The organism is Xanthomonas sp. NCPPB 901 (assembly GCF_056725085.1).
The window spans coordinates 4,891,860-4,909,148 of record NZ_CM161511.1 but is presented as its reverse complement, the minus strand read 5'-3'; the positions used below and the strand labels follow the sequence as shown (position 1 = coordinate 4,909,148).

At 71.0% G+C, this 17,289-nt stretch carries 17 protein-coding genes; 8 read left to right on the top strand and 9 right to left on the bottom strand.

Going from position 1 to position 17,289, the window contains the following annotated elements; genetic code table 11:
* Window positions 1-148: 148 nt before the first annotated feature.
* A complete protein-coding gene (gene glyQ, locus AC1PME_RS20815; protein ID WP_254459684.1) occupies window positions 149-1,057 on the bottom strand; it encodes a glycine--tRNA ligase subunit alpha in 909 nt (302 codons plus the stop codon).
* A 75-nt stretch (window positions 1,058-1,132) separates the two neighbouring features.
* Between glyQ and AC1PME_RS20810 the strand changes: the two genes are divergently transcribed.
* A complete protein-coding gene (locus AC1PME_RS20810) occupies window positions 1,133-2,953 on the top strand; it encodes a GspE/PulE family protein (RefSeq protein WP_481096909.1) in 1,821 nt (606 codons plus the stop codon).
* A gap of 261 nt (window positions 2,954-3,214) precedes the next feature.
* Here the strand turns inward: AC1PME_RS20810 and AC1PME_RS20805 are convergent, their stop codons facing one another.
* Entirely contained in the window at window positions 3,215-4,021 is an 807-nt protein-coding gene (locus AC1PME_RS20805) for a substrate-binding domain-containing protein (RefSeq protein ID WP_481096908.1), read from the bottom strand.
* A 259-nt stretch (window positions 4,022-4,280) separates the two neighbouring features.
* Between AC1PME_RS20805 and AC1PME_RS20800 the strand changes: the two genes are divergently transcribed.
* The gene (locus tag AC1PME_RS20800) at window positions 4,281-5,051 is read left to right on the top strand and encodes a glutamine amidotransferase (RefSeq protein WP_254459681.1); all 771 of its coding nucleotides are present in this window, start codon (window positions 4,281-4,283) and stop codon (window positions 5,049-5,051) included.
* 46 nt (window positions 5,052-5,097) lie between these two features.
* Complete coding sequence (locus tag AC1PME_RS20795; RefSeq protein ID WP_481096907.1) at window positions 5,098-5,994, top strand: BPSS1780 family membrane protein; 897 nt, start codon at window positions 5,098-5,100, stop codon at window positions 5,992-5,994.
* A gap of 155 nt (window positions 5,995-6,149) precedes the next feature.
* Here the strand turns inward: AC1PME_RS20795 and tatC are convergent, their stop codons facing one another.
* The 4 genes from tatC to AC1PME_RS20775 form a co-directional block, all read right to left on the bottom strand.
* The gene (gene tatC, locus AC1PME_RS20790) at window positions 6,150-6,890 is read right to left on the bottom strand and encodes a twin-arginine translocase subunit TatC (RefSeq protein ID WP_254459679.1); all 741 of its coding nucleotides are present in this window, start codon (window positions 6,888-6,890) and stop codon (window positions 6,150-6,152) included.
* Window positions 6,887-7,414, bottom strand: coding sequence for a Sec-independent protein translocase protein TatB (gene tatB, locus AC1PME_RS20785; RefSeq protein ID WP_481096906.1), 528 nt, complete (start codon window positions 7,412-7,414; stop codon window positions 6,887-6,889). The genes tatC and tatB overlap by 4 nt, the downstream gene beginning before the upstream one ends.
* Window positions 7,415-7,429: 15 nt before the next feature.
* Window positions 7,430-7,660 carry a Sec-independent protein translocase subunit TatA gene (tatA, locus tag AC1PME_RS20780; RefSeq protein ID WP_019798768.1) on the bottom strand — a complete coding sequence of 77 codons (231 nt, stop codon included), beginning with the start codon at window positions 7,658-7,660 and terminating at the stop codon, window positions 7,430-7,432.
* A gap of 125 nt (window positions 7,661-7,785) precedes the next feature.
* On the bottom strand, window positions 7,786-8,685 hold the full coding sequence (locus AC1PME_RS20775; RefSeq protein ID WP_481096905.1) for a lipid-binding SYLF domain-containing protein: 900 nt from the start codon (window positions 8,683-8,685) through the stop codon (window positions 7,786-7,788).
* A gap of 167 nt (window positions 8,686-8,852) precedes the next feature.
* Here AC1PME_RS20775 and hemH point away from each other — a divergent pair, with 167 nt between their 5' ends.
* From hemH to AC1PME_RS20760, 3 genes are all read left to right on the top strand, one after another.
* The gene (gene hemH, locus AC1PME_RS20770; protein WP_481096904.1) at window positions 8,853-9,812 is read left to right on the top strand and encodes a ferrochelatase; all 960 of its coding nucleotides are present in this window, start codon (window positions 8,853-8,855) and stop codon (window positions 9,810-9,812) included.
* A complete protein-coding gene (locus AC1PME_RS20765; protein ID WP_481096903.1) occupies window positions 9,809-10,651 on the top strand; it encodes an alpha/beta fold hydrolase in 843 nt (280 codons plus the stop codon). The genes hemH and AC1PME_RS20765 overlap by 4 nt, the downstream gene beginning before the upstream one ends.
* 226 nt (window positions 10,652-10,877) lie before the next feature.
* A complete protein-coding gene (locus tag AC1PME_RS20760) occupies window positions 10,878-13,067 on the top strand; it encodes a methyl-accepting chemotaxis protein (RefSeq protein WP_481096902.1) in 2,190 nt (729 codons plus the stop codon).
* 700 nt (window positions 13,068-13,767) lie between these two features.
* Here the strand turns inward: AC1PME_RS20760 and AC1PME_RS20755 are convergent.
* The 3 genes from AC1PME_RS20755 to ttcA form a co-directional block, all read right to left on the bottom strand.
* Window positions 13,768-14,559 carry a YgjP family zinc-dependent metalloprotease gene (locus tag AC1PME_RS20755; RefSeq protein WP_481096901.1) on the bottom strand — a complete coding sequence of 264 codons (792 nt, stop codon included), beginning with the start codon at window positions 14,557-14,559 and terminating at the stop codon, window positions 13,768-13,770.
* A 67-nt stretch (window positions 14,560-14,626) separates the two neighbouring features.
* Window positions 14,627-15,532, bottom strand: coding sequence for a recombination-associated protein RdgC (locus tag AC1PME_RS20750; RefSeq protein WP_242157565.1), 906 nt, complete (start codon window positions 15,530-15,532; stop codon window positions 14,627-14,629).
* A 112-nt stretch (window positions 15,533-15,644) separates the two neighbouring features.
* On the bottom strand, window positions 15,645-16,520 hold the full coding sequence (gene ttcA, locus AC1PME_RS20745; protein ID WP_481096900.1) for a tRNA 2-thiocytidine(32) synthetase TtcA: 876 nt from the start codon (window positions 16,518-16,520) through the stop codon (window positions 15,645-15,647).
* A gap of 175 nt (window positions 16,521-16,695) precedes the next feature.
* On the opposite strand from ttcA, the gene AC1PME_RS20740 reads away from it, so the two are divergent.
* Both AC1PME_RS20740 and AC1PME_RS20735 read left to right on the top strand, forming a co-directional pair.
* Window positions 16,696-17,058 carry a VOC family protein gene (locus AC1PME_RS20740; protein ID WP_481096899.1) on the top strand — a complete coding sequence of 121 codons (363 nt, stop codon included), beginning with the start codon at window positions 16,696-16,698 and terminating at the stop codon, window positions 17,056-17,058.
* Window positions 17,059-17,091: 33 nt separating this feature from the next.
* Window positions 17,092-17,250, top strand: a complete 159-nt coding sequence (locus AC1PME_RS20735; RefSeq protein WP_481096898.1) for a DUF2256 domain-containing protein — start codon at window positions 17,092-17,094, stop codon at window positions 17,248-17,250.
* Window positions 17,251-17,289 lie beyond the last annotated feature (39 nt).

Genomic DNA, 17,289 nt, shown 5'->3' with positions numbered 1-17,289 from the left:
CCTTGCTTAGCGGTGCCTTCTCCCTGCGGGAGAAGGTGCCCCGAAGGGGCGGATGAGGGTGCGGGCGCCTGGGGAGTCGGGAGCATCCGGCCGTTCGTGCCGGCTTACCCTCACCCCAACCTCTCTCCCGGAAGGAGAGGGGCTTGGCTCACTTCTTGACGCCGGGGAAGCCCAGCTTCTCGCGCTGCGCGTAGTAGGCCTTGGCCACCGCCTGTGCCAGCGCGCGCACGCGCAGGATGTAGCGCTGGCGCTCGGTCACCGAGATCGCGCGGCGCGCGTCGAGCAGGTTGAAGGCGTGGCTGGCCTTGGTCACCTGTTCGTAGGCCGGCAGCGGCAATCCGACCTCGACCAGCGCCTGCGCTTCCCGCTCGCAGGCGTCGAAGCGGTGGAACAGTTCGGCCACGTTGGCGTGTTCGAAGTTGTACGCGCTCTGCTCCACCTCGTTCTGGTGGTAGACGTCGCCGTAGGTGACCGGCGTGCCGTCGGGGCCGTAGGTCCACACCAGGTCGTAGACGTTGTCGCAGTTCTGCAGGTACATGCACAGGCGCTCGAGCCCGTAGGTGATCTCGCCCAGCACCGGCTTGCACTCCAGGCCGCCGGCCTGCTGGAAGTAGGTGAACTGGGTGACTTCCATGCCGTTGAGCCACACTTCCCAGCCCAGGCCCCAGGCGCCGAGCGTGGGCGATTCCCAGTTGTCCTCGACGAAGCGCAGGTCGTGCACCAGCGGGTCGATGCCCAGCGCGCGCAACGAATCCAGGTACAGCTGCTGGATGTTGTCCGGGTTGGGCTTCATCGCCACCTGGTACTGGTAGTAGCGTTGCAGGCGGTTCGGGTTCTCGCCGTAGCGGCCGTCGGTGGGGCGCCGGCTCGGCTGCACGTAGGCCGCGTTCCACGGCTCCGGCCCGAGCGCGCGCAGGAACGTGGCCGGATGGAAGGTGCCGGCGCCCACTTCCAGATCCAGCGGTTGGATCAGCACGCAGCCGTGCTGCGCCCAGAACTGGTTGAGGGTCTGGATCAGACCCTGGAACGTGATCGGAACGGACCGGGAAACGGACATCTCGCAGGGGCCGGTTGAGGGGTGCGCTAGTATAGCGACCGACTCGCGGGGACTTCCGCGCACCGGACCTGGACCATGGATTCGCGCCCCGCCGCGCCACCCGTGTCGTTGCCCGCCGAGCCCGCCGTGGCGTTGCCGCCGGGCCGCCTGAGCTTCGAACGCGTGGCCGCCGCGCTGCTCGCCGACGGCCTGGTCGCACCGGCCGAACGTGGCCGCGTGCAGTTCTCGGCGCAGACCGCGCGCACCGTCAGCGACGTGCATCCGCTGGTGCTGCTGTCCAACCTGAAGCTCGCCGCGACCCGCCCGCCGGGCAGCGAACTGAGCCTGGAGCGGCTGACCGAGTGGCTGGCGCAGCGCTGCGGCCTGCGCTACCTGCGCATCGATCCGACCCGGGTCGACGTGGCCGCGGTCACCGGTGTGGTCTCGCACGCCTACGCGCGGCGCCATCGCATCCTGCCGCTGGCGCTGCAGTCCGAGCGCCTGCTGGTGGCGACCAGCGAACCGCTGGCGCTGGATTGGCTCGGCGACGTGCAGCACCTGGCGCGGCGGCGCATCGAGGTCGTGGTGGTCAACCCGCTGGACCTGCATCGCTACACGATGGAGTTCTTCGGCGTGACCCGTTCGGTGCGCGGCGCCAGGGACGGGCGCACCGAGCAGAGCAGTGGCCTGCCCAGCTTCGAGCAACTGGTGGAACTGGGCCGCGGCGGCGACGTCAACGCCGACGACCAGCACATCGTGCACATCGTCGACTGGCTGCTGCAGTACGCCTACGAGCAGCGCGCCAGCGACATCCACCTGGAGCCGCGGCGCGAGGCCGGGCGCATGCGCTTCCGCATCGACGGCGTGCTGCACAAGGTGCTGGAAGTGCCGCCGGCGGTGATGACCGCCATCGTCAGCCGCATCAAGGTGCTCGGGCGCATGGACCTGGCCGAACGGCGGCGGCCGCAGGACGGGCGCATCAAGACCCGCTCGCCGGGCGGGCGCGAGACCGAGATGCGCCTGTCGACCATGCCCACCGCGTTCGGCGAGAAGTGCGTGATGCGCATCTTCGACCCCGACGCCGCGTTCAAGAGCGTGGACCAGCTCGGTTTCAGCGCGCAGGAAGCGGCTGGCTGGAACGCGCTGGTGGAACGTCCGCATGGGATCGTGCTGGTCACCGGTCCCACCGGGTCGGGCAAGACCACCACGCTGTACTCCACGCTCAAGCGCCTGGCCACGCCGGACGTGAACGTGTGCAGCGTGGAGGACCCGATCGAGATGATCGCCACCGAATTCAACCAGATGCAGGTGCAGCCGAACATCGACCTGGACTTCGCCAGCGGCGTGCGCACGTTGCTGCGGCAGGACCCGGACATCATCATGATCGGCGAAATCCGCGACCTGGAAACCGCGCAGATGGCGATGCAGGCCTCGCTGACCGGGCACTTGGTGCTGTCGACCCTGCACACCAACGACGCGCCCTCGGCGATCACCCGCCTGCTCGACCTGGGCGTGCCGCACTACCTGGTCGCCTCCACCCTCAACGGCGTGCTGGCGCAACGCCTGGTGCGCACCCTGTGCGGCCACTGCAAGCGTCCGCACACCCTCGAAGCCCACGAGTGGGACGCGTTGCGTGAGCCGGGCGAGGCCTTGCCCGAGGTGCTGCAACCCTATGCCCCGGTGGGCTGCCTGGAATGCCGCCGCACCGGCTACCTGGGCCGGGTCGGCCTGTACGAATTGCTGCCGGTGACCCCGCGCCTGCGCACCCTGATCCGCGCCGACATGGACCTGGCCGGCTTCAGCCGCGCCGCCCAGGCCGAAGGCGTGCGCACGCTGCGCCGCGCCGGCCTGGAGAAAGTGGCCGCCGGGCTGACCACCGTCGAGGAAGTGCTGTCGGTGCTGCCGCCGCGGGAGTGAGCGGGCCGGGTGCGGCGTCGGCATGCGGTCCCTGGTCCGGTGGCCTGCCGCGCCCGACGCAGGTGCGGGAGCGTCCCATCAGATAGACCGCATTGCCGCAGGAGCGGCTTCAGCCGCGACCAGGCGTTCATGGAAACGCCCCGTCGCGGCTGAAGCGGCTGCTACGCGGCAATGGCGCGTTTGGCCGAACCGCGGCGAGGGAATGCTGCGCGGTGCCCTCGCGTTTGCGGGCCGGACGCCGCGCCGTGATCCGCCCCGCGGTTATTTCTTCCCGGCGAGCGGCGTCAGGCCGCTGTCGGCGATGGCCTTGGCGGCGGCGGGCGACGCCAGGTAATCCAGCAGCGCCTGCGCCGCCTGCGGTTGCGTGCTGGCCGTGGCCACGGCGCCGGCGTACAGCGTCATCTGCTGCGCCTGCTGGGGGATCAGGCCGACGATGGCGATGCCCGGGACCGGCTTGAGTTCGCTCAGTTGCTGGAAGCCCAACTGCGCGTCGCCGCGCGCGACCACCGCGCCGACCGGCTCGGCGGGAATCATCCGCGCCTTGGCGGCAAAACCGTCGCCCAGCCGCATCCGCGGGAACAGCGTGCGCGACAGATAGACGCCGCTGGCGCTGTCGGAATAGGCCACCGAGCGGCTGTCCAGCAGGGTCTTGCGGAAGGCGTCCATGGTGGAGATGTCCGGCTTGGGCGCGCCCTGCTTGACCGCCATGGCGATGTAGGACTCGCCCAGATCCACGCGGCTGGCCTGGCGCGCCTGGCCGCTGGCGATGAGCTTGTCGAGCGCCGCGCCGACCATCAGCAGCACGTCCGCCGGTTCGTGGCGGGCGAGGCGGTTGGGAATGGCCTGCGGCGTGTCGCCCATCGACGGGGCCGCTTCGATGTGCAGCTTCACCCCGGTGGCCTGCTCGTAGCCGGGGGCGACGGCGCGGATCGCGCCCATGATGCCGCCGGAGCTGAGCACGGTGAGCGTGGTGGGTTCGGCGGGACGAGTGGAACCCGGGGCCGCTGCCGCCGCGCCGGAGGCGATCAGCAGGGCGGCCAGGGTCAACGGAATCAGGGAACGGCGCATGTCTGTCCTCTTCGGGGGAGAGGCGAAGAGCGTGCACGCGCCGCACTGAAGCGGATGGGAAGCCGCTGCCGGCACGCCGGCAGCGGCCACACGGCGCGCCGATCGCCCGCGCAGGCACCTCGCCGCCGCCGCGCCGCTCCCAGGCGCCGCCTGCCCGGGGACAGGGCGCCGCTGCATGGCTTGCTCGCAGTTATATGCTTATGCCATCGGCAGCACGCGCGCTTGGAAAAAGCCGCGCGCCGCCGTCTAGAATCCGGGCATGCCGTTGGCTTCTTCCGTCCGTCGCCGTGCTGCGCCCTTCCTGATCCTCGAAACCGGCGAACCGGTGGCGACGATGCGGCGCTACGGGCGTTTTCCGCACTGGATCCGCGTCGCCGCCGGCTTGGCCGAGGGCGACACGGTGGTGGCCAACGTTGCTGCCGGCGCGGCCCTGCCGGCGCGGACGGAGTTCGCCGGGGTGATCGTCACCGGCTCGGCGGCGTTCGTCACCGACCGGGCCGACTGGAGCGAGCGCTCGGCGGCCTGGCTGCGCGAAGCCGCCGAAGAGGGCACGCCGCTGCTGGGCATCTGCTACGGCCACCAGCTGCTGGCGCACGCGCTGGGCGGGGAGGTGGCCTACAACCCGGCCGGGCGCGAATCGGGCACGGTGCACATCGAACTGCATCCGCCGGCCGCCGAGGATCCGCTGTTCGCCGGCCTGCCCGCACGCTTCCCCGCGCACGCCACGCATCTGCAGACGGTGCTGCGCGCCCCGGCCGGCGCCACGGTGCTGGCGCGCTCGGCGCAGGACCAGTGCCACGCCTTCCGCTGGGGCGAGGCGACCTGGGGCCTGCAGTTCCATCCGGAGTTCGCCACCCACCACATGCGCGGCTACGTGCAGGCGCGCGCAGACTGTCTACGCAGCGCCGGACGCTGCGCACGTACCATCGCCCGCGAGGTCAGCGCCGCGCCGCTGGCGCGCAAACTGCTGCGGCGCTTCGTTCAGCACGCACGTGGGCAGCACAGCGGCGGCCAGGCAAAACCGCGATAATCTGTACAGTCGCCGCGCTGACGGCGTCCCCCACTTCGGATTGGCAATGATCGAGATTCGCAAGCTGCCGGCCTCGGCCGGCGCGGAATGGCTGTTGGCCGGCATGTCGCTGCTGCGGCGGGCACCATGGGCGTTGGGCCGGCTCGGGCTGATCTGGGGCCTGACGGCGCTGATCGCCCTGTTCCTGGGGGTGCTCAACCCGACCCTGGGCATGCTGGCGCAACTGCTGATGGGGCTGGCCGGGCCGCTGCTGTTCGGCGGGCTGGTGTGGGCCGTGCGCGAGGTCGACCAGGGCCGCAGCGCCGAGCCGGCGCACCTGCTGCAGGGCCTGCAGGGTGGCCGCACTTTGAACCTGCTGGTTGCATTGCTGCCACAGGCGATCGCCTTGTTGGCGCTGTCCATCCTCGCCGTCGTGGTGATCCGTCCGGAAGGATGGATGCAACTGACGACGGTGATGAACAAGCTCAACGAACTGGGCCAGTCCGGCGCGCAGCCGGATCCGGCGCAGGTGGAGCAGCTGGTCGCGACCCTGCCGGCGCTGCGTATCCTGCTGTGGCTGATGCTGGTGGCGGTCGGGTTCGTGGCGGTGGCGCTGACCCTGTTCCTGTTCGCGCCGCAGGTGATGTTCGACGGCCGCAACGGCATCGCCGCGATCGGCCACGGCCTGCGCGCCTGCCTGCACAACCTGCCGGCGATGCTGGTGTTCTTCGTCCTCGCCTTCCTGGCCATGTTCGCGTTCTATTTCGCGCTGACGGTGGTGATGCTGGTGCTGCAGTTCCTCGTCGGCACCGCCGTGGCGGCGCTGGTCGGGCAATTGCTGCTGATGGCGCTGCTGATGCCGGTCCTGGCCGGGGTCGTGTATGCGGCCTGGAAGCAGATGTTCGTGCATGCCGGCGACGCCGCGCCGGCGGTGCCGCCGCCGTCCAATGTGTTTGTGGCTTGAAGAGCTGGGAATCGGGAATCGGGATTCGGGAATCGTAAGAGCGACAGCGACAGCAACAGCAAAACGGCCCCTCGGGGCCGTTTTGCTGTGTGCGGCAGATTGCCGTCAAGCCGCGTGGTGATGGTGGGTATGCAGCGAACCGCTGTTCCGATTCCCTATTCCCGTGCCTCGATTCCCGGCTTCTTGGTCACCGCCGCCGCGGCGATGATGCCCAGTTCGTACAGCAGGCACATCGGGATCGCCAGCATCAGCTGCGAGACCACGTCCGGCGGGGTCAGGATCGCGGCCAGGACGAAGATGCCGACCACCGCGTAGCCGCGGCCGTCGCGCAGTTGCTGCGGGGTCACCCAGCCGAGCAGGGCCAGGATCACCAGCGCCACCGGCAGTTCGAAGCTGGCGCCGAAGGCGAAGAAGATCGCCAGCACGAAGTCCAGGTAGGCGCCGGCATCGGGGGTGAGCTGGATCACGTCCGGCTTGAACGTGGTCAGGAAGTGGAACACCGCCGGCAGCACCAGGAAGTAGGCGAAGCCGCAGCCGAGGTAGAACAGCAGCACCGCCGAGGCCAGCAGCGGCAGCGCCAGGCGCTTCTCGCGCTGGTACAGGCCGGGGGCGACGAACGCCCAGGCCTGGTACAGCAGCCACGGCGCGGACACGAACAGGGCCAGGAAGAACGCCAGCTTGAGCGGGGCGATGACCGCGCCGGCCGGGTGCGTGGCGATCACGCTCTGGCCCACCGGCAACTGCGCCAGCATCGGCTCGGCCAGCCAGGAATACAGGCGCTTGGAGAAGGGCAGCAGCGCCACCACCACCACGCCCAGGCCGATCAGCGCGCGCATCAGCCGCGCGCGCAGTTCGACCAGGTGCTCGATCAGGCTGCTTTCGGCCTCGACGTTCATCGCGGCGCCTCCGGGTCACTGGCGGGCGGCTGGCCGCTGTGCGCGGCCGCGCCAGTGGAGGCCGGATGCGGCGCGGCCGCACCGCGTGCGGCGGCCGGCACCGTGGAGACCGGGGCCGGCGTGGCCGACGGCGCTGCCAGTGACGTGGCCGGGTCGGCCGCGTGGCCCGTCGGGGCGTCGGTCGTGGCGGTGGACGCCGGCGGCACGCTGTCGGCGGGCGGCACCGGCGGGTTCGGATCGATCTCGCGGCGCAGCGCCTCGGTCTGCCGCTGCAGCTCCTGGCCGCCGTCGCGCAGCTGGGTCTCGGCCTGGCGCAGCGAACTCTGCACATCGTGCAGGCTGCGCTTGAGTTCCTCGGCTTCCAGTTCGCGTTCCAGTTCCTGCTTCACCGAGTCCCACTGCGCGCGGGCGCGGCGCACCCACAGCCCGGCAAAGCGCGCCGCCTTGGGCAGGCGCTCGGGGCCGAGCACCACCAGCGCCACCACCGCGATCACCAGCAGTTCGCTGAAGCCGATATCGAACACGCCGGCGGTGTCCCGTCAGTGCGCGTCGCGGTCGCGTTCGGCCTGGGTCTGGCGGGACGGCTCGCTGCTGCTGCGCGTCTCGTCGCCGAGCTGGCCGGCGGGCTTGTCCTCGTCGCGCATGCCTTTCTTGAATTCCTTGACCGCATTGCCCAGATCCTTGGCGCCGCTGGTCAGCCGCTTGGTGCCGAACACCAGCAGCACGATCACCAGCACGACCAGCCAGTGCCAGATGCTAAGACTGCCCATGATCCGCTCGCAGAAAAGTCGTAAGGAACCCGCAGGATAACGCACCGCGCCGCGTGGCGTTACCTTCCCCGGCCATGCAGGCGTGCCTGCACGGCGAGAGGGACAGGTGGCGTTGGGAATGGCGCTCAGCGATCGCCGTCGAGCTTCTCGGTGCGGATCTCGCCGTCGGACACCGGCTGGAAGCCCTGCTGCGGCGCCGGCTGCGCCTGGCCCTGCAGGGGCGCGGTGCTGGCGGCGGCCTCGGGCGCGGCGGTCGGTTCCGGCGTGGCCTGCTGCGCCGCCATGGCCGGTGCCGGCGCAGGGGCCGGGTTGCCGCCGCTGTCGGTGCCGCGGCTCTGCCGCGCGGCGTAGGTGGCTTCCTCGAGCTTGTCGCGGAAGGCGACGATGTCGTTGGACGGCCGGTTCGGAGTGCGGCCCTCGAAGATCATCCGCGGCGTGGTGTTGGGGCCGTAGGCGTTGAGGTCGGCGGCATCGTCGATCTGCAGCGCGGCACCGTCCAGGGCGACGCCGGCGAACAGGCCGCGGGCGCGCGACCACGACCAGATCTCGGCCTTGAGCTGGCCGTCGGTGGCGGCGGCGGCGTTGCGCCCGACCGGGCCGGCGGCGACGCCGGCATCGGCGCCGAGGGTGAACTTGCCGTTGACGATGTTGTCCAGGCTGCGGTCGTTGCGGAACACCAGCACCACGTCGGAGGACTGCACGCCGACCTGGAAGCCGATGCTGCCGCCGGTGAGCTTGACGAACACCGGGTTGGACCAGGTGCCATCCGGGCGCTTGACCGACATCAGGCCGTGGCCGCGGCGCCCGCCGATCACCAGGCCGGCCTTGAGCGTGTCCGGGATCACCACGATGGCGCGGCCCTCGTCGAGCAGCTTGTCGGGGATGGACTGTTCGGGGATCTTCTGGATGTCGGTCAGCACGCGCAGCGCGTTGCGGGCGCGCTCGTCCTCTTCCGGACCGGCCACGGCGTGGCCAGCGAACAACACAGTGCTCAACAACAGGGCGAGGCGCGGCAGGAGGGGCATGGCGGGCTCCGAAGTAGGTCCGCAGCAAGATACTGCAAGCGCTCGAACTTAGTCACAGGGCAATGAATCGGCAATGAGTGGTGCCGGCGCCGTGCGCAGGCGCCGTCGATCGCCGCGATCGAGCGTATCGACACGCCGCGGCGCGCGCGCTCTGCCACAATGCGCGCATGGCAGACGCACCCGAGACCGCCATCCTGGTGGTGAATCTAGGCACGCCCGAGGCGCCGACCGCGCCTGCGGTCGCCCGTTACCTGGCCGAGTTCCTCGGCGACAAGCGCGTGGTCGCGATCCCGCGGCTGGTCTGGTGGCCGCTGCTGCACTGGGTGATCCTGCCGCGGCGTTCGCCGAAGTCGGCGGAGAAGTACGCCCAGGTGTGGCTGCCGGACGGCTCGCCGCTGGCGGTGTATACCCGGCGCCTGGCCGAGGGCATGCAGCGCGTCCTGCCCGGGCACCGCGTGGTCTGGGCGATGCGCTACGGCACGCCGGCGCTGGCGCCGGCCCTGGACGCGCTGCGCGAGGCGGGCGTGCGCCGGATCGTGGTGCTGCCGCTGTACCCGCAGTATTCGACCACCACCACCGCCTCGATCGAGGACGTGGTGCGGGCCTGGCAGGCGCGCCATCCGCAGCTACCGGTGCACCTGATCGAGGACTACCCGACCGATCCGGCCTGGGTCGAGGCGGTGGCCGACAGCGTGCGCGCGCACTGGGCGCAGCACGGCCGCGGCGAGCGGCTGTTCTTCTCCTTCCACGGCCTGCCGCAGCGCGTGGCCGACAACGGCGATCCCTACCCGCAGCGCTGCCAAGCCAGTGCGCAGGCGATCGCCGCCGCGCTGGGGCTGGAGGCCGGGCAGTGGGAACTCGGCTACCAGTCGCGTTTCGGCGCCGAGCGCTGGCTGCGCCCGTATGCCGAACCGCGGCTGTGGGAACTGGCTGCGCAGGGGGTCAAGCAGGTGGACGTGATCTGTCCCGGCTTCGCCACCGATTGCCTGGAAACCCTGGAAGAAGTGGCGATGGGCTTCGTCGAGACCTGCGCCGAACGCGGCATGCAGGTGCGCTACATCCCCTGTCTCAACGACGCCCCGGCGCACGCGCGCGCGCTGGCGCAGCTGGCCGCCCGCGCCGCATGAGCGTGCGTCCCTTCGCCTGCCCGTCGCGGGTGGGCGCGCTGGCCGGATTGCGCAGCGGCGACCCGAATGGGCCGAAAGCGCTGGCCCTGCACGGCTGGCTCGACAACGCCGCCAGCTTCGTGCCGCTGAGCCGGCACCTGCCGCACCTGGACCTGGTGATGCTGGACCTGCCTGGCCATGGCCACAGCAGCGCCTTGCCCGATGGCGCCGAGTACCTGCTGGCCAGCGCCCTGCACCCGGTGCTGGACGCGGCCGATGCGCTGGGCTGGGACCGCTTCGTGCTGATCGGCCACTCGATGGGGGCGGCCATCGCCAGCCTGCTGGCCGCCGCGGCGCCGCAGCGCATCGACAAGCTGGTGGCGATCGAGATGCTGGGCGGCCTGGCCGAGCGCGAGGCGGGGGCGGTGGAGCGGCTGCGCAATAGCGTGGCCAGTACCCGCCGCGCCAGCGCCACGCCGTTGCGGGTGTTTCCCGACCTGGCCGCGCCGGTGCGCGCGCGGATGCTGGCCAACCAGCTCAGCGAGCCGGCCGCGCGGCTGCTGGTGGAGCGCGGCGTGCGGGCGGTGGACGGCGGTTACGTGTGGCGTAGCGACCGTCGCCTGACCCTGCCCACCGCGATCCGCCCGACCGAGACGCAGATGCAGGCGCTGCTGGCCGGCATCGAATGCCCGACCGCGGTGGTGTTCGCCGATCCGGCCCAGGACATCCTGCCCGAACCGCTGCGCCTGGCGCGCGCCGCGTGCCTGCGCGACGGCCGCGTGCACACGCTGCCCGGCACCCACCATCTGCACATGGAACAACCGGCGGCGGTGGCCGCGCTGCTGCACGACTTCCTCTGAGGCGAGCGCGGCGGCCACCGCGTCGCGGTGCGCCCCTGGGGCGCCGCCGTCCCGCCGCGCATCGCGTAGGTACACTGCGACGCAGTGACCGCTGGCAGTGCGCAGCGTGCCGCGGTCGTGCTCGTTTCGGCGTCACAGTTCGGCATGTTGTCGCGGCGCCGTCGCGTTTCGGAAAACTTCGGCGCACAGCGTAGCGCGCACCCTTCCGCCCTACGCCGCCCTTCCGATGATCCGCCTCCTTCGCCGCTACCGGGTCGGTCCACGCCTGACCTTCGCCTTCGCCGCCCTGTTGTCGATCTGCGGTGCCCTGATCGTGGCCAGCCTGGCGTCGATGGCGCTGGCGCGCCAGCAGTTCGACGACATCGCCCTGGACAAGATGGAGAAGATCCGCCTGTCCAATGCTATGGTCGCGGCGCAGGCGCGGCTGGAGATCGGCCTGCTCAACGACGTCATCCTGACCAACCCCGACGAGAAGCAGGCGGTGGTGCGCGCCATCGGCGACGCCCAGCGCGACTACGCGCAAGCGCGGCGCAAGCTGTTCGCGCTGCGCCTGGACCCGGCCGACCGCACCGGCGCGCAGTTGCGCGCGGCCATCGACAAGGCCTACGCGCAGGTGCAGCCGTTCCAGTCGCAGGTGCTGGCGCTGGCCGCCGACAACCAGAACCTGGATGCGCAGACCCTGCACCTTTACACGCTGCAGCCGCTGCTGGCGCAGTGGCAACAGGCGATCCAGCGCAATGCCGCGCACCTGCGCACGCTCAGCGACGGTTCCTATGCGCAAGCGGTGGCCACCATGGCCCGCGCGCGCTGGATGCTGCTGCTCGGCGGCGGCCTGTTGCTGGCGGTCAGCGCCTGGCTGGGCTGGTGCATCACCCAGAGCCTGGTGCGGCCGCTGCGCGAAGGCACCCGGGTGGCCGCGGCGATCGCCGCCGGCCAGCTCGATGCGCTGGTGCCGGTGCAGGGCAACGACGAGGCCGCCGACCTGCTGCGCAGCATGCAGACCATGCAGACGCAGTTGCGCGCGGTGCTGGCCGAACAGCGGCGGATGGCGCAACGGCATGCCGAAGGCGCCATCGCCTGCCGCGGCGATGCGGCCGCGTTCCCGGGCGACTACGGGCAACTGTTGCGCGATGCCAATGCGCTGGTCGACCTGCACGTGGGCACCGCGCAGTCGACGGTGGCGCTGATGCGGCGCTACGCCATCGGCGACCTCGGCGAGGACATGCCGCGCCTGCCCGGCGAGCAGGCGGCGATCTCCGAGGCGATGGATGCGATCAAGGCCAACCTGGGGGCGCTCAGCCGCGACATCTGGAATCTGGCCGAGGCCGCCGCGGCCGGCGACTTCAGCGCACGCGCCGACCTGGGCGCGCACCAGCACGATTTCCGCATCATGCTCGAGAGCCTCAACCAGTTGATGGCGACGGTGGACGGCAACCTGGTGCAGTTGTCCGGCTTGCTGCGCGCCATCGCCAGCGGCGACCTCGGCGTGCGCATGCATGGCGACTTCCACGGCGTGTTCGCCGACATGCGCGACGACGCCAACGCCAGCGCCGACCAGCTGGCGGCGATCGTGGCCGGCATCCAGCAGGCGGCCGCGGCGATCGACGCCGAGGCCGGCGCCATCGCCGGCGGCCACCAGGACCTGTCGCAGCGCAGCGCGGAACAGGCCGGCACGCTGGAGCGCACCGCGCGTGCGACGGCGCGCCTGACCGACACCGTCCGCCAGAACGCCAAGGATGCGCACCACGCCAACCAACTGGCCGACGCGGCGGCGACGGTGGCCGGCCAGGGCGGCACGGCGATCGACGCGGCGGTCGGCGCGATGCAGGGCGTGGAAGCGGCCTCGCGCAAGATCGGCGAAATCATCGCGGTGATCGACGGCATCGCCTTCCAGACCAACATCCTGGCGCTCAATGCCGCGGTGGAAGCCGCGCGTGCCGGCGAGCAGGGCCGCGGCTTCGCCGTGGTCGCCAGCGAGGTGCGCGCACTGGCGCAGCGCTCGGCCGATGCGGCCAAGGAGATCAAGCGCCTGATCGAGGCATCGGTGAACCAGGTCGCGGTGGCCTCGGCGCAGGTGCACGATGCCGGCCACACCATGGGCCGCGTGCTGGCGTCGGTGAGCGAGGTCAATACGCTCATGGCCGGCATCGCGGCGGCCTCGCAGGTGCAGGCCGCCGGCATCGACGAAGTCGGCCAGGCGATGACGCAGATGGACCGCAGCACCCAGCAGAACCTGGCGCTGGTGGAGCAGGCCACCGCGGCCTCGCGCGCGCTGGAGCAGCAGGCCGGCGCGCTTAACGAGGCGGTGGCGGTGTTCCGCCTGGCCGACGCGGCGCCGGCCGCGCATGCGGAGGAATCGCCGGCGCTGGCGATCCAGCCTGCGCCGGTCGGCTTCGACTACGCGCGCAGCGCCTGACGCCGGACGACGTGGGGGCGGATCGGGCGCTGCGTGCGCTGCGCGTGCGACGACCGGCGTGGGATCGATCGCCAGGCCAAACGCCTCGCGTCAGGGGCGTGCGGACAGGCGTGTAGGTGTGCGCCCTACACGTCCGACGTGAAGCTTGTGTGTAGAAAAATTTTCGCTTAAGTTGCGCCCACGCCTGCCGTCAACAGGCGTAGACGCGATACGTCCTGTGTTCGCGGCTCGATCCCGGCGTCCTGACATGCCGGCGTAGTGCCGCCCGGACCGTACCGCCTCGCTGGCGCCGGAGGCCGCGCCTGATTTGCGGTAGGCGGGAGGAGAGGGGGCCTACCGGGCGCTGCATGGAGTTCTGCTTCCGCAGCGCTGGGCCAACACACCGCGATGCGCTCGCAGCGGCGCGCCCAGCACCCATCTTCCGTTCATGCCTCTGCAGCGTCGGCCTGCGCGATAACGTGCGGCGGCGCAACATTTCTCTCCCGCTGGTTCCCGCTCCGCTCCGCGCCACACCGCGCCGGCGCCAGGCGCGCGAACGCCGCAGCGTCTTCGTGGTCCCCGAAGAATGTGCTTCGCCCGATCCGATCGGGTGCAGCGTGTCCCGTAGGAGCGGCTTCAGCCGCGACGGGCGTTCCCGGTGAAGCCTGTCGCGGCTGAAGCCACTCCTACGCAACGCGTCCCGGCGTGCGTGGCTTGCCCTTCAGTCGCGCTCCGGCTGCAGCAGCCAGCGCAGACGCGCCTTGAGCTGGCGGCCGTGCTGGTGGAACCAGGTGCGCTCGGCGCGCCAGTCGGGGAAGCGCGCTTCCACCTCGTGCCAGAACGCCGGCGAGTGGTTGGCCTGGATCAGGTGGCAGAGTTCGTGCACCAGCACGTACTCGAACGCCGAGGGCCGCCCCAGCACCAGCGCCAGGTCCAGCGCCATGCTGCCGTCGGGCGCCAGCGAGCCCCACTGCGAGGACATCACCTTGTAGCGCACCGCGCGCGGGGCACGCGGCAGCGACGGCAGGTAGCGCGGCAGCCAGCGGCCAACGTCGGCGCGGGCCTGGGCCTCGTAGAAATCGCGCAGCGCGCGGCGCAACGCCGCATCGCCGCCGCGCGGCGGCAGGTGCACCTGGGCCACGCCATCGACGAGGTCGATGCGCGCGTAGCGGGCGTCGTGCCAGGCCACCGGCAACGTCTGCCCGTGCAGCGGCAGTTCGCCGGCCTCGCCGGGCCGCAGCGGCGCCAGCGTCTCGGCGGCGACATAGCGCGACAGCTGCTGCGCCAGCCATTGCCGGTTCTCCAGCAGGAAGCGCTCGCCGGCGATCAGGCTGGCGCGCAGCGGCAGGGTCAGCCGCGCGCCGCGTTCGTCCACGCTGAGCTTGATGCGCCGTGCGCGCGGGTCGCGCACGCGCAGCACTTCGACCTCGCGCTCGTCCAGGCGGAAGCGGACGAGGTCGCGTTCGACGGCCGCCGGGGGCGGCGCGATCAGGCGACGGAGCAGATCGGGCATGGGCACAGCATACCGCCGACGCGGGTGCGCACGGTGACAGCCGCGTACGGCCGCCTCCGCCGTGGCATCAGTCGGCCTTGCTCAGCTTCAGCGCGTCTTCCAGCAGCAGGAACAGGCGCCGCACCTCGGCACTCATCAGCGCGAAGCGCGCGTCCAGTTCGGCGCGCACGCCGTCCTGGTCGGCATGCTCGAGCTGGTCCAGGGCGCCGTCGAGGAACTTCAGCTTGCGGATCACCAGGTCGTCGCCGAGCACGAAGGACACGTGGTCGTCGAGCACCAGGGCCAGCTTGGTCACCTGCTTGCCGGCTTCCAGGTGCTTGTCGATCTCGTCGCAGCGCAGTTCCTGGTGCTGGCACTTGACCACCGCGCCGCCCTCGATGGGGTCCTTCATCTCGCACTCTTCGCCCAGGCTCAGGCCCTCGGGCAGTGGCTCGCCGGCGATCCAGCCGGTGAGGATCGAGCGCGGTGCGACCTCGGCGTTCAGCGGCAGCGCCGGGAAGCTGCCGAGCAGGCCGCGGATCTCCGACATCACGTTCTCGCCGGTCTTGCGGCTGGAGGTGTCCACCGCGACGTAGCCGTGCTGCAGGTCGAGCATGGCGTCGGTACGCGAGGACTTGACGAAGGCGCGCGGCAGCAGCTCGTGGATCAGGTCGTCCTTGAGCCGCTTGCGCGCGCGGCCGCCGGGGCGCCGGCCTTCCTTCTCCTCGATCTCGGCGACCTTGCGTGCGAGCAGGTCGTTGACCACCGAGCCGGGCAGGATCTTGTCCTCGCCGCCGACGGTCAGCCACAGGAAGTCGGCGATGCGGTGCGACAGCGCTTCCTGCTCGTCGCGGCCGAACGGGGAGATGAAGCCGCGCGAGCTCATTTCCAGCGGGCCGACCGACTTGAGCAGGGCCTCCGGCAGGAGCTTTTCGACCTCGGAGAAATCGAGCGTGGTGGGGAAGCGGAACAGGGTCAGATTGCGAAAGAACATCGAGCATCCAGCGGAAGGAAACGGAACGGTCCGGCGGCGCGCGCCGGGGAGCGGCGACCATTGTCGCATCGCGCCCGCCGGCGTACCGCATCCGGCGGTTCAGCGAGATCGATCAGCCCGGCGCCTCGTCCGCCCAGGCGCTGGCCGGGGCCATGGCCGCACCGCCGAGCGCGGCGAAGTCGAACAGCGCGCGGTCGGCCAGCTGCGCCGGGTGCACGTTGCCCAGCGCCCGGGCGATCTGCTCGACCCGCCCGGGATGCTCGCGGTCCCACTGCCGCAGCAGTTGCCCGACCTGGCGGCGCTGCAGCGTCTCCTGGCTGCCGCACAGCGTGCACGGGATCAGCGGGAAGGCCTGCGCCCGCGCGTAGGCGGCGATGTCGTCCTCGCGCACATAGGCCAGTGGCCGGATCACCACGTGGCGGCCGTCGTCGCTGCGCAGCACCGGCGCCATCGCCGCCAGCTTGGCGTGGAAGAACAGGTTCATGAAGAAGGTGGCGACGATGTCGTCGCGGTGGTGGCCCAGCGCGATCTTGGTGAAGCCGCGCTCGGCGGCGTAGCGATACAGCGCGCCACGGCGCAGCCGCGAACACAGCGAACACAGGGTCTTGCCCTCCGGCACCACCCGGGTGACCACCGAATAGGTGTCCTGCTCGATCACATGCCAGGGCACGCCGCGCTGGCGCAGGTAGGTCGGCAGCACGTCGGCGGGAAAGCCCGGCTGCTTCTGGTCCAGGTTCACCGCCACCAGTTCGAACGGCACCGGCGCCTTGCGCTGCAGCTGTAGCAGGATGTCCAGCAGGGTGTAGCTGTCCTTGCCGCCGGACAGGCACACCATCACCTTGTCGCCGGCGCCGATCATGCCGAAATCGGCGATGGCCTGGCCGACCTGCCGGCACAGGCGCTTGCCCAGCGCGGCCGCGTTACGGGGCGCAGACGGCGCGGGATCGGCGAGCGGCTGCAGCGACGGCAGGGGCAGGGGCGAGGTCATCGGCGGTAGTGTAGTCGGCGCTCGGCAGACCCGGTATCGCGTCCCGATAGCGCAGGCGCCGTTGCGCTGATGCCGCTGCCCCTCCAGTTACTGCGTCTTGCCTAGTCGCTCGCGCCGAGGCGGGACAGGGGATTGCGACTACACTCATCCATGCTCACAGACCCGCGCTCGGCGCATGTTCAAGAACCTCATTCCCAAGATCTTCTACACGCGCCTGCAGGACGGACTGGCCTTCTTCGTCGATGGCCTGGGATTCCAGGTGCTGTATCAGGACGCGACGATGGCGGTGATCGCGCGCGACGGCGCCAAGGCCTATCTGGTGGAGAATGCCGAGTGGGCGGCGAAGGATCGGCCGGAACTGGGCGTGGAGACCGACAGCATCGACGCGATCTACGCGGAGTTGTCCGCACGCGCGCCGCAATGGCTGCATCCCAACGCCCGCACCGTCGCGCTCAAGCCCTGGGGCGCGCGCGAATTCGCGATGCTGGATCCCACCACCGTCTGCGTGGTGTTTCGCGAGTGGCCGACACCGCCGTAAGCGACGGCGAACCTGGGCGAGCCGAGGCGGGGCATGCGCAAGAAAGGCGATCTGCCGCAAAAGCCGTGCCTGCACTGTGGCCGCCCATTCCGCTGGCGCAAGAAGTGGGAAAAGGTCTGGGACGAGGTGAAGTATTGTTCCGACCGCTGCCGTGGCGAGCGCAGACGCGTGCCCGCGCCGGGGGCGCCATGAGCCGCCGCGCATCGCGCCGTCGCCGCGCGTGGCCGCGCG

Coding starts and splice junctions, on each gene's coding strand:
- glyQ (WP_254459684.1), bottom strand. CDS start 1,057: ATGTCCGTTTCCCGGTCCGTTCCGATCACGTTCCAGGGTCTGATCCAG.
- AC1PME_RS20810 (WP_481096909.1), top strand. CDS start 1,133: ATGGATTCGCGCCCCGCCGCGCCACCCGTGTCGTTGCCCGCCGAGCCC.
- AC1PME_RS20805 (WP_481096908.1), bottom strand. CDS start 4,021: ATGCGCCGTTCCCTGATTCCGTTGACCCTGGCCGCCCTGCTGATCGCC.
- AC1PME_RS20800 (WP_254459681.1), top strand. CDS start 4,281: ATGCCGTTGGCTTCTTCCGTCCGTCGCCGTGCTGCGCCCTTCCTGATC.
- AC1PME_RS20795 (WP_481096907.1), top strand. CDS start 5,098: ATGATCGAGATTCGCAAGCTGCCGGCCTCGGCCGGCGCGGAATGGCTG.
- tatC (WP_254459679.1), bottom strand. CDS start 6,890: ATGAACGTCGAGGCCGAAAGCAGCCTGATCGAGCACCTGGTCGAACTG.
- tatA (WP_019798768.1), bottom strand. CDS start 7,660: ATGGGCAGTCTTAGCATCTGGCACTGGCTGGTCGTGCTGGTGATCGTG.
- AC1PME_RS20775 (WP_481096905.1), bottom strand. CDS start 8,685: ATGCCCCTCCTGCCGCGCCTCGCCCTGTTGTTGAGCACTGTGTTGTTC.
- hemH (WP_481096904.1), top strand. CDS start 8,853: ATGGCAGACGCACCCGAGACCGCCATCCTGGTGGTGAATCTAGGCACG.
- AC1PME_RS20765 (WP_481096903.1), top strand. CDS start 9,809: ATGAGCGTGCGTCCCTTCGCCTGCCCGTCGCGGGTGGGCGCGCTGGCC.
- AC1PME_RS20760 (WP_481096902.1), top strand. CDS start 10,878: ATGATCCGCCTCCTTCGCCGCTACCGGGTCGGTCCACGCCTGACCTTC.
- AC1PME_RS20755 (WP_481096901.1), bottom strand. CDS start 14,559: ATGCCCGATCTGCTCCGTCGCCTGATCGCGCCGCCCCCGGCGGCCGTC.
- AC1PME_RS20750 (WP_242157565.1), bottom strand. CDS start 15,532: ATGTTCTTTCGCAATCTGACCCTGTTCCGCTTCCCCACCACGCTCGAT.
- ttcA (WP_481096900.1), bottom strand. CDS start 16,520: ATGACCTCGCCCCTGCCCCTGCCGTCGCTGCAGCCGCTCGCCGATCCC.
- AC1PME_RS20740 (WP_481096899.1), top strand. CDS start 16,696: ATGTTCAAGAACCTCATTCCCAAGATCTTCTACACGCGCCTGCAGGAC.
- AC1PME_RS20735 (WP_481096898.1), top strand. CDS start 17,092: ATGCGCAAGAAAGGCGATCTGCCGCAAAAGCCGTGCCTGCACTGTGGC.